Origin of the sequence: Asticcacaulis sp. (assembly GCF_020217185.1) — a bacterium.
Taxonomy (GTDB): domain Bacteria; phylum Pseudomonadota; class Alphaproteobacteria; order Caulobacterales; family Caulobacteraceae; genus Asticcacaulis.
Genome location: NZ_JAIWNX010000115.1, coordinates 1 through 10000, shown reverse-complemented (window position 1 = coordinate 10000; position 10000 = coordinate 1). Strand labels below are relative to the sequence as shown.

Below are 10000 nucleotides of genomic sequence, written 5' to 3'. Positions count from 1 at the left end.
GTATTGATGAGGGCCATTGGGGAAATCCTTTCATGAAATGGACGATGCTGTATTCCCCATTTTGGCGCACAAGACAAATCTATAATATTTATAGTCTGGATAAATTTAAATTATGGGCGGCTGTAATCTGGCGTCAGGCGCCTAGTCCGTGTGGCGCATTTGTGGCAATAAGGCCACGAGCTTGTCCTCTTTGAAAAAATATGTAAAAGATCGATAGCGCGGACAGCGTTGTCATGTTAGCGCTATCGCACAATAAGCGACTCAAGTCGCAAACAGGGAAAAACGCGTAGGGTTTCAAACCTTGCCGATAACTGAGCCGGTCCTGCCCCAAAGGCGGAGTCGTGCCACTATGTGTCACTCAGTACCGTGTTTCGACCGCAAAAGGGAAACCCGACGGCGAATTCATGCACTCAAAAAGCGTTTTTATTAGTAAAAAAGATCCAACTTCTGGGAGGAAATCATGACTTCACCGATTAACGGTGTGTCTTCGCGTGGCGCGCGCCGCGTGATCCGTAACATGGTCCTGTGCAGCGCGTCGGGTATGGCGATGCTGGCCGGTGCCGCCTACGCACAGGACGCTGCGCCGGCTTCGGGCGACAATATTGAAACCGTGGTCATCACGGGTGTGCGTGGCTCGCTGCAACGGTCGATGAATATCAAGCGCAACGCCACGGGTGTGGTGGATGCCATCACGTCGGAAGACATCGGTAAGTATCCGGACACCAACCTGGCCGAATCGGTTCAACGCATTCCGGGCGTGTCGATCGACCGCACCAACGGCGAAGGTTCGACCGTAACGGTGCGCGGCTTTGGTCCGGGCTTCAACCTTGTGACCCTGAACGGCCGCGTCATGCCGGCGGCGCAAATCAACGCCGTGGGTTCGGGTAACGGCACCGCCGGCGGTGGTTCGCGTAACTTTGACTTCTCCAGCATCGCTTCGGATGGCGTGTCGGGCTTTGAAGTCTACAAGACCGGTAAGGCCAATGTCGCTTCGGGCGGTATCGGCGCGACGCTGAACATCAAGACCCTGCGTCCGATTGGCAAGGCCGGGGCTTCGGGCTCGATCTCGGCCAAGGCGGTGCACGGTGAAAACCTGATCGACGGCAAGGACTGGACGCCGGAAATCGCGGGTACCTACAAGTGGACCAACGAAGACAACACTTTCGGCGTGGCCCTGTTCGGTCAGTTTGCTGAAAAGGACGTCGCGACCCGTCAGGCGACCCAGAACAGCTGGAACCTTGACACCCGCGACCAGTTCTACAGCCCGTCGAGCGGTCGTCTGCGTTATGCTTCCAACCAGACCACGCTGCTGACGCAAATCACCAATGCGCCGCCCGCCGGTGCGCTGGTTGCCTACCCGAACGACAGCCGTTACGCCCTGTCCGAAACGCACAATGAGCGCAGCAACCTTGTGGCTACGGCGCAATGGCGTCCGGTCGAAAACTGGCTGTTCACGGCGGATGCTCTGTACGTCAAGAACGAAGCGACCGAACTGCGCGCCGAACAGACCAACTGGTTCAACCGTCCGTTCGATCAGATCATCTTCGAAAAGGGCGCTTCGGGCATCTATAATGCCGTCTTCCTGCAGGAAAACCTGTCGGGCGTGAAGGACATCGGCTTCGAACAGCAACTGGTCAGCCTCAAGAGCACCCTGAAGTCGCTGGGCTTTAATGCCAAGTGGGACATCAATGACAAGATGAGCCTGACCTTCGACGCGCATTCGTCCGAAGGCGAGGTTCTGCCGAACAACCCGGATGGTTCGACCACGGTTGCCATCTCCATCGGTGCGCCGGTCATTTCGTCGCACTCGGTGGACTTCCGCAGCGACATTCCGCTCCAGAAGTACACCATCAATGACGCGCTGCGCGGCAACAACAATGGCCGTCTGGATGCCGGCGATCTGGGCTCTCAGGTTGGTCGTACCTGGACCAATAGCCAGACCAACAAGATCGACGAATTCAAGGTCGATTTTGCCTATGACTTCGACGGTGAAAGCCGCTTCGACGGGGGTATCGACCTGCTGAAGTCGGAAATGACGACGACGACGGGTTCGACCTATCAGGCGCTGGGTGACTGGGGTATCTCGCGTCCGGGTGACGTGGCGCAATACGCACCGGGCATGATCACCACCTATGATCTGGGTGGCCTGTTCCAGGACTTCACGCCGGGTCAGTCGAATGTCGCTTTCCGTGGCAACGCGCTCGACATCTACCGCGCTCTGGCCAAGGGCTACAACCAGTCGCTGCCGACCACCTCTTTGACGGCCAACACCATCGAAGAAGAAATCAAGGCGATCTATGGTCAGTTGACCCTGAAGGGCGACTTCCTGGGCAAGCCGGTCGGCATCGTGGCCGGTCTGCGCTATGAAAAGACCAATGTCACGGCTTCGGCCCTGCAAAGCGTCCCGACGGCCATCCGCTGGACCGCTGACAACGACTTCGCCACCGATTTCGGCACCGGCGTCGCCACGCTCAGCAGCCAGGCGGACTACGACAACTGGCTGCCGAATCTCGACATCTCGTGGAATGTGCGTGATGACGTGACGGTGCGGGCGTCCTACTCCAAGACCATCGCGCGTGCGGCCTATGGCAACATGTTCGCCACGACGACGGTCAACACGCCGCCGCGTCCGACCGCCAACGGCACCAACCCGACCGCCTCTTCGGGCAACCCGGCCCTGCTGCCGCTGGAATCGTCGAACATCGACTTCTCGGCGGAATGGTACTACGGCCCGGCCAACTACGTGTCGCTCGGCTTCTACAACAAGGACGTGGCCAACTTCATCGGCACCGGCCGTGTAACGCAGAACCTGTTCAGCCTGCGTGACCCGACCGCCGCTACGGCAGGCTCGCGCTCCGGTACGGCCAAGACCGCGCTGGGCGAACTGGGTCAGTCGCCGACCGACGTCAACCTGTTCACCATGACCGCCCTGGTCATCAAGAACAACGGCAACACCACGGCGGCCAAGAACGAGTACACGGCCAACTCGACCAACGGTAACCTCAATCAGGCTTTCGTGGATCAGATCCTCGCCGCCTATGACATCACCGCCAATTCGAGCGATCCGCTGTTCAACTTCGACACCGCCATTCCGGTCAATAACAAGACCGCGAACATCCACGGTTTCGAACTGGCCTTCCAGCACTTCTTCGGTGATAGCGGCTGGGGTGTGTCGGGCAGCATGACGACGGTTGAAGGCGACATCGGCTTCGACAATTCGGCGGCGCCGGGTACGCTTCAGTTCCCACTGCTGGGTCTGTCGGATACCTACAACGTCACCCTGATCTACGATAAGGGTCCGCTGTCGGGTCGTCTGGCCTATAACTGGCGCGACAAGTACATCGCCAACACCAATGTTGGCGCGCAGGGTGACCCGCAGTACTTCGAAGCCTTCGGCGTTCTGGACGCTTCGGTCAACTACTCTGTGACGCCGAACATTCAGATCACCTTCGAAGGTCTGAACCTGACCAAGGAGCACATCCGTCAGTACGGACGTGACACCTCCAACATCTACTTCGCTCAGGAACTGGATACCCGTTATCAGATCGGTGTCCGCTACAAGTTCTGATCCTTTAGTAGAGTGTAAAGGGGAAGGGCCGCGGGCAACCGCGGCCCTTCCTGCCTTCTGCCTGTCTTGCCGTTTGAGACAGGTGGGGTAAGTTCTCCGTGTCTCTGTGAAAGTTGTTCCATGCCCAACGCCGTCCTTCTCGATAATGTTCAGCATCACGACCTGAGGGTCATCGGCGGTCACGGCCCGGCGTTTGGCGACGCGGTGAATGAAATTCCCGTCTTTGCTCCCGAATTTGCTGAGCTTCAGCGCGACTATCCGCTCTATTTCCGTCAGACGGAAAAGGGCGGCTTTCAGACCTATGCCCTGCTGGGCCTCGATAAGGACGAAAACCTCTTTCTGTCAGACGGTCAGTGGCAGGCACGCCACGTGCCGGCCATGAGCCATCGCGGTCCGTTCCTGATCGGCATGAATGACGATCAGCCCATGCTGATGGTCGATCTTGATCACCCGCGCCTCAGCCGCAGCGAGGGCGAACCCGTCTTCCTGCCGCACGGCGGCAACGCGCCGGCTCTGGAGCGCCACATGCGCGCGTTGCGCACCATCCATCAGGGCGTTGAACTCAATGCGCCGATGTTCGCGGCGTTTCAGGCCGAAGGCCTGATCGCACCGGTCGAAATCGCCATCCGCCTCGACGACACCACCGAATACAAGATCCCGGACCTTTTCTCGATCAGTCAGGAGGCCCTGCCGCAACTCAGTGGGGAGGCGCTGGAACGCCTGAACCGCGCCGGCTTTCTGGCGCTGGCCTTTCAGGTTGCGGGCTCCATGGGCAATATGGCCCGCATTATTGAGTTGAAGAACCGCAAGCGGGCCGCGCTCTGATGGCTGAGATTACCCGCCGTACCGAGGTCGTGACCGGTATTGCGCCGGACGCCATCCCGTTTGATGAACTGATGGCCGCGCAAAAGCCGGTCATCCTCAAAGGCATGGCGCGCGACTGGCCTCTGGTGCGTGAGGGCTTGAACAATGCGGCGGCGGCCATGGATCATCTGCGCGGCTTTTATCAGGGGCGGCCGGTGACCGCCTATACGGGCGCGCCGGAGATTGGCGGCCGCTTCTTCTATCGCGACGATATGGCGGGGCTCAATTTCACCGCCGCGCGCACCGACCTCAGCACGTTTCTCGAAGAGGTGGCGGCCCATCTCGACGACCCTGCGCCGCCGTCCTTCTATATCGGCTCGACCGATCTGGGTCTGTACCTGCCGGGCCTGCGTGAGGCGGGCAATGACCTGAGCCTGAACCATCCCATGTTTACGGCCAATCCGCCTTTGGCCAGTATCTGGATCGGCAACCGCACCACGGCGACCTGCCATTTCGACATGTCGCACAATATCGCGGTTTGCGTCGCCGGGCAGCGGCGCTTTACCCTGTTCCCGCCGGATCAGGTCGCCAACCTCTATCCCGGTCCGCTGGAGCCGACACCCGGCGGTCAGGTGGTCAGTCTGGTCGATTTCCGGGCCCCGGATTACGAGCGTTTTCCGCGCTTCCGCGAGGCCGAAGCCGCCGGTCAGGTGGCCGATATGGAAGCGGGCGATGTCCTGTTTTATCCGGCCCTGTGGTGGCACCACGTTGAGGCGCTGGCACCGTTCAACATTCTGGTGAACTACTGGTGGAACACGTCACCGGCCTTTATGGACACGCCGATGAACACCCTGCTGCACGGCCTCTTGAGCCTGCGCGACCGGCCCCAGCCGGAAAAGGACGCCTGGAAGGCCCTGTTCGACTATTATATCTTCGGCCCCGCCGAGCAGGCGGGCGCCCACATCCCCGAAGCGGCGCGCGGTGCGCTGGGGACGCTGAACGATATGACGGCCAGACGCCTGCGGGCGCAACTGCTGCAAAAATTGAATCGCTGAGGGAAGAGACATGCAACCGGTCAAAAAGGTAGTCATTGCCGGCGGCGGCACGGCCGGATGGTGCGCGGCGGCGGCCCTGTCGAAGCTGCTGGGGACGTTGATCGACATCACCCTGATCGAGTCGGAAGAGATCGGCATTGTCGGGGTGGGCGAAGCGACCATCCCCACGGCGCGCACCTTCCATCACTTTTTGGGTATAGATGAACGCGCCTTCCTCAAGGCGACCAATGCCACCTATAAGCTGGGTATCGCCTTTGAAAACTGGGCGCGCGATGGCGACCGCTACATCCACTCCTTCGGTGAGATCGGCAAATCCAACTGGATGGCCCCGTTCCATCACGTGTGGATGGCGGCGCGCGACAAGGGCTTTGGCGGCGATCTCGGCGACTATTGCTTCGAGTTGCGGGCGGCGGAAGAGGGCAAGTTCTTCACCTCGGACACGGCGCGCATCAACTACGCCTATCATTTCGACGCCGTGCTTTATGGGCGGTTCCTGAGGCAGTTCAGCGAAGCGCACGGGGCCAGGCGCATCGAAGGCCGCATCCGTGAGGTGCGTCAGGACGCCGACACCGGCTTTATCACGGCGCTGGCGCTGGAGTCGGGTGAGGTCATCGACGGCGACCTGTTTATCGACTGTACGGGCTTTAAGGGGCTCCTGATCGAAGAGACTCTGAAGACCGGTTTTGAGGACTGGAGCCACTGGCTGCCCACCGACCGGGCGCTGGCTGTGCAGACGGCACCGTCCGGGCGGCTCGATCCCTATACGCGCGCCATTGCACACGGCGAAGGCTGGCGCTGGCGCATCCCGCTACAAAACCGCGTCGGCAACGGGCTGGTCTATGCCAGCGGGCACCTGACGGACGAAGTGGCGCGCGAACGCCTGCTGTCGCTGGTCGATGGCGAGCCCCTGACCGAGCCGCGCCTGATCCGCTACCGCACCGGGCGGCGCAAGAAGATATGGAACAAGAACTGCCTGACGGTCGGCCTGTCGAGCGGTTTTATCGAGCCGCTGGAATCGACCAGCATCCACCTGTTCCAGATCGCCGTGACGCGCCTGATCCAGATGTTCCCCTTCGGCGGCATCACCGAGGCGGTCAGCGACCACTATAATGAGATTGCGCGCCGTGAAATCGAGAAGGTGCGCGACTTCGTGATCCTGCATTACAAGCTGACCCAACGCGACGACACGGCCTTCTGGCGCGAACGGCGCGAGATGAGCGTGCCCGACAGTCTGACCGAGCGGCTGGAGATGTTCCGCGAACACGGCCACGCCTGGCAGGCGGCCGATGACCTGTTCCGCGTCGATTCGTGGGTGCAGGTGCTGCTGGGCCAAAGGCTTGAGCCGCAATCACACCACGCCATTGGCCAACTGATGAGCGAGGCGCAACTGCGTCAGGCGCTGGATGGCCTGAAGACGAATATCGCCCGCACGGTCGAGGCCATGCCGACGCACGAGGCCTTCCTCAAAAGCTATCTGGCGGCGTGATTTGTGAGGCGGCGGATAAACCGACGCCCGCCGGCGGTAAGCGCGGCGGGCGTAAGGTCAGACAAGAAATGGTGGAGCTAAGCGGATTCGAACCGCTGGCCTCCTCATTGCGAACGAGGCGCTCTACCAACTGAGCTATAGCCCCATTCCTTGTGGAAGGCGTCTTTTAATCGAACGCCTGAGACTGTCAAGTCGGGTTTGACTTGTTATAGCGGCCCGGACCGTTATATCTACAAAAGACTGAGTGGTCTTTCGCTTTTGGGAGTCTTTATGACCGGTTTCATCGTTATCGTCCTGGGTGGTCTTCTGTCCTTCGCCATGTGGACCATCATCATCAGCGCGATTTTGAGCTGGCTCGTGGCGTTTAATGTCATCAATACGCGCAATCCGGGCGTTTATCGTATTCTGGATATGCTGGACCGCCTGACCTATCCGATTCTGGAGCCTTTCCGTCGTATTATCCCCAATCTGGGCGGTATCGACATCAGCCCGATCATTGCCATTCTGATCATTCAGGGCCTGCAACATCTGCTGCGCAATGTGGTGGCACCGAACCTCTACATGCTGATCGGCTAATGGCCCGGCTGGTCGTGCGGCTGACGCCCAAGGCGGCAGCGGATCGCGTCGATGGCTGGGACAGGGATGAGCAGGGGCGGCCCTATCTCAAGGTGCGCGTCACCGCCCCGCCCATTGAGGGCCGCGCCAATGACGCGCTGATCGCCTTTCTGGCCAAACGGTTGAAGCTGCCCAAATCGCGCCTGTCTCTGCTGGCCGGAGATACGTCGCGCCTCAAGCAGATCGAAGTCGAGGGTCTGGATGAGGCGGCGTTGAAGGCGGCCCTGACATAACAAAACCCCGCCGGTGTGCTCCGGCGGGGTCTTTTTTTCGTGAGTCTGTGCGACGCTTACGCTGCGACCTTGGCCGCGTGGATTTGCGCCACAATCGCCTTGGTCACTTCCGAACCGGCCAGCGTGCCGCCCAGATCGCGGGTCAGTTGCCCGGCCTTGATCACCGCGTCGATGGCGGCGTCCAGCGCGTCGGCTTCGGCGCTCAGATTGAGCGAGAAGCGCAGCATCATGGCCACGGACTTCAGCGTACCGATGGGGTTGGCGAGGTCCTTGCCCGCAATGTCCGGGGCCGAGCCGTGGATCGGCTCATAGAGGCCTTTACCGGAGCCCAGCGAGGCCGAGCCCAGCAGACCAATCGACCCCGGCAGCACCGAGGCGAGGTCGGACAGGATGTCGCCGAACATGTTTTCGGTGACGATCACGTCAAACGACTTCGGACGGGTGACAAGGTGCATGGCCATCGAATCGACCAGAGCGTGCTCCAGCTCGACATCCGCATATTCCGCCTTGTGCAGTTTGATGACCGTTTCGCGCCACAGACGCGAGGTTTCGATAACATTGGCCTTATCGACCGAGGTGACCTTATTGCGGCGCTTGCGGGCGGCTTCAAAAGCGACGCGGGCGACGCGCTCGATTTCTTCGACCGTATAGACGCATTCATCGACGGCGCGGTCTTCGGTGCGGGTCTGCTTGCCGAAATAGAGGCCGCCGGTCAGTTCGCGCACGATCAGCATGTCGGCCCCTGACACGATCTCTTCTTTCAGCGGTGAGCGGAAGGCCTGCGAGGCCGGGACGTCCATCGGGCGCAGATTGGCGAACAGGCCCATCGACTTGCGCACAGCCAGAAGGCCCTGTTCCGGGCGCTTGGGTTGCAGGTCCCACTTCGGACCGCCCACGGCCCCCAGCAGCACTGCATCGGCTGCCAGACAGGCGGCGTCGGTATCGGCGGGGTAGGGGTCGTTGCGCTCATCAATGGCGATGCCGCCGATCAGCTTTTCTTCGAAGTTGAAGGTGTGGCCATAGACCTCACCGATGGCCTTCAGCGCGGACACGCCCGCGGCGGCGACTTCGGGACCGATGCCGTCACCCGGCAGCACAACGATGTTGAAGGTGGACATTTAAGCGCTTTCCAAAAAGTGGGACGCACTTTTTGGACTCAAAAGCGCGACCAGTAAAAAATTGAATTCAAGGCCGAAGGTTTTGAATTCAAGCGGCCTTTCCGTTTGTTTTTTCGTAGGCTTCGATTTCCGGCAGGCGCTTCAACAGCCAGCCCATGGCATCGACGCCTTCCAGCAGGCATTGGCGCGCGAAGGCCTCGACCTGGAAAGTGACGGTGGTGCCGTCTTCCAGCGTCAGGGTGCAGGATTCGAGGTCGATGGTGACGCGCTGCTGCGGGTTTTGCGTCAGCTTGTCGTGGATTTCGGGCGACACCACGACCGGCAACAGGCCGTTTTTCAGGCTGTTCGACTTGAAGATGTCGGCGATCTCGGTCGAGATGACGGCCTTGAAGCCATAATCCATCAGCGCCCAAGGGGCGTGTTCGCGCGACGAGCCGCAGCCAAGATTGTTGCCGGCGACCAGCACGCGGTGCTCGGTCGGGTCGATCTCGTTCAGGATGTGCGGCTTGTTCGAGCCGTCGGCATTGTAGCGCCAGTCGTTGAAGGCGACCTTGCCCAGACCGGCCTTGGTGGTCGTGGTCAGGAAGCGCGCGGGGATGATCTGGTCGGTGTCGATATTGGCTTCCGGCAGGACGACGATGCGTGAGGAGAAGCTGTTGACGGGTTCTTGGTTGGACATTGGGTTCTCTTTTTCCCGTCCTCCCCCGCTGTGCAGGGGAGGCGAAAAGTTAGGCGCTTTCAAGCTGCATGAATTGACGGGGATCGGCCACATGACCGGCAATGGCCGAGGCCGCGGCGGTGGCCGGTGAGGCCAGAACCGTGCGCGAACCGGGGCCCTGACGGCCTTCGAAATTGCGGTTCGAGGTCGAAACGGCCAGTTGCCCCGGCAGCACGAAGTCGCCGTTCATGGCAATACACATCGAGCAGCCCGGCAGACGCCATTCGGCACCAGCTTCGAGGAAGATCTGATGCAGGCCTTCCTTTTCGGCTTCGACGCGCACCCATTCCGAACCCGGCACGATCAGGGCGCGCACGCCCGGCGCCACCTTGCGGCCCTTCATGATGGCGGCGGCGGCGCGCAGGTCGGCCATGCGGCCATTGGTGCACGAACCGATGAAGAC

The 10000-nt window shown here is 60.6% G+C and carries 9 protein-coding genes and 1 tRNA gene; 6 read left to right on the top strand and 4 right to left on the bottom strand.

Annotated elements, in window-relative coordinates; translation table 11 throughout:
- Positions 1–460: 460 nt before the first annotated feature.
- The 4 genes from LDL37_RS05740 to LDL37_RS05725 all read left to right on the top strand — a co-directional run bounded on the left by LDL37_RS05740 (position 461) and on the right by LDL37_RS05725 (position 6913).
- Positions 461–3568: a TonB-dependent receptor gene (locus LDL37_RS05740; protein ID WP_290795485.1), complete on the top strand. Its 3108-nt coding sequence runs from the start codon at positions 461–463 to the stop codon at positions 3566–3568.
- A gap of 120 nt (positions 3569–3688) precedes the next feature.
- The gene (locus LDL37_RS05735) at positions 3689–4393 is read left to right on the top strand and encodes a SapC family protein (protein ID WP_290795483.1); all 705 of its coding nucleotides are present in this window, start codon (positions 3689–3691) and stop codon (positions 4391–4393) included.
- On the top strand, positions 4393–5427 hold the full coding sequence (locus LDL37_RS05730) for a cupin-like domain-containing protein (RefSeq protein WP_290795481.1): 1035 nt from the start codon (positions 4393–4395) through the stop codon (positions 5425–5427). The genes LDL37_RS05735 and LDL37_RS05730 overlap by 1 nt, the downstream gene beginning before the upstream one ends.
- A 10-nt stretch (positions 5428–5437) precedes the next feature.
- Positions 5438–6913 carry a tryptophan halogenase family protein gene (locus tag LDL37_RS05725; RefSeq protein WP_290795478.1) on the top strand — a complete coding sequence of 492 codons (1476 nt, stop codon included), beginning with the start codon at positions 5438–5440 and terminating at the stop codon, positions 6911–6913.
- Positions 6914–6982: 69 nt separating this feature from the next.
- On the opposite strand, the gene LDL37_RS05720 is transcribed toward LDL37_RS05725, so the two are convergent.
- Positions 6983–7058, bottom strand: a tRNA-Ala gene (locus LDL37_RS05720).
- A gap of 125 nt (positions 7059–7183) precedes the next feature.
- On the opposite strand from LDL37_RS05720, the gene LDL37_RS05715 reads away from it, so the two are divergent.
- Both LDL37_RS05715 and LDL37_RS05710 read left to right on the top strand, forming a co-directional pair.
- A complete protein-coding gene (locus tag LDL37_RS05715) occupies positions 7184–7489 on the top strand; it encodes a YggT family protein (protein WP_290795476.1) in 306 nt (101 codons plus the stop codon).
- Positions 7489–7761 carry a DUF167 domain-containing protein gene (locus LDL37_RS05710; RefSeq protein ID WP_290795475.1) on the top strand — a complete coding sequence of 91 codons (273 nt, stop codon included), beginning with the start codon at positions 7489–7491 and terminating at the stop codon, positions 7759–7761. Before LDL37_RS05715 ends, LDL37_RS05710 begins: the two co-directional genes overlap by 1 nt.
- Before the next feature lie 56 nt (positions 7762–7817).
- Here LDL37_RS05710 and leuB read toward each other — a convergent pair whose 3' ends face one another.
- The 3 genes from leuB to LDL37_RS05695 all read right to left on the bottom strand — a co-directional run.
- Complete coding sequence (leuB, locus tag LDL37_RS05705; RefSeq protein WP_290795473.1) at positions 7818–8879, bottom strand: 3-isopropylmalate dehydrogenase; 1062 nt, start codon at positions 8877–8879, stop codon at positions 7818–7820.
- Positions 8880–8967: 88 nt separating this feature from the next.
- Entirely contained in the window at positions 8968–9558 is a 591-nt protein-coding gene (gene leuD / locus LDL37_RS05700; RefSeq protein ID WP_290795471.1) for a 3-isopropylmalate dehydratase small subunit, read from the bottom strand.
- A 49-nt stretch (positions 9559–9607) separates the two neighbouring features.
- The coding region (locus LDL37_RS05695; RefSeq protein WP_290795469.1) for an aconitase family protein at positions 9608–10000 on the bottom strand (393 nt) is incomplete at its 5' end.

Excerpts from the sequence above, each read along its gene's own strand:
- LDL37_RS05740 (WP_290795485.1), top strand. The coding sequence starts at position 461 with ATGACTTCACCGATTAACGGTGTGTCTTCGCGTGGCGCGCGCCGCGTG.
- LDL37_RS05735 (WP_290795483.1), top strand. The coding sequence starts at position 3,689 with ATGCCCAACGCCGTCCTTCTCGATAATGTTCAGCATCACGACCTGAGG.
- LDL37_RS05730 (WP_290795481.1), top strand. The coding sequence starts at position 4,393 with ATGGCTGAGATTACCCGCCGTACCGAGGTCGTGACCGGTATTGCGCCG.
- LDL37_RS05725 (WP_290795478.1), top strand. The coding sequence starts at position 5,438 with ATGCAACCGGTCAAAAAGGTAGTCATTGCCGGCGGCGGCACGGCCGGA.
- LDL37_RS05715 (WP_290795476.1), top strand. The coding sequence starts at position 7,184 with ATGACCGGTTTCATCGTTATCGTCCTGGGTGGTCTTCTGTCCTTCGCC.
- LDL37_RS05710 (WP_290795475.1), top strand. The coding sequence starts at position 7,489 with ATGGCCCGGCTGGTCGTGCGGCTGACGCCCAAGGCGGCAGCGGATCGC.
- leuB (WP_290795473.1), bottom strand. The coding sequence starts at position 8,879 with ATGTCCACCTTCAACATCGTTGTGCTGCCGGGTGACGGCATCGGTCCC.
- leuD (WP_290795471.1), bottom strand. The coding sequence starts at position 9,558 with ATGTCCAACCAAGAACCCGTCAACAGCTTCTCCTCACGCATCGTCGTC.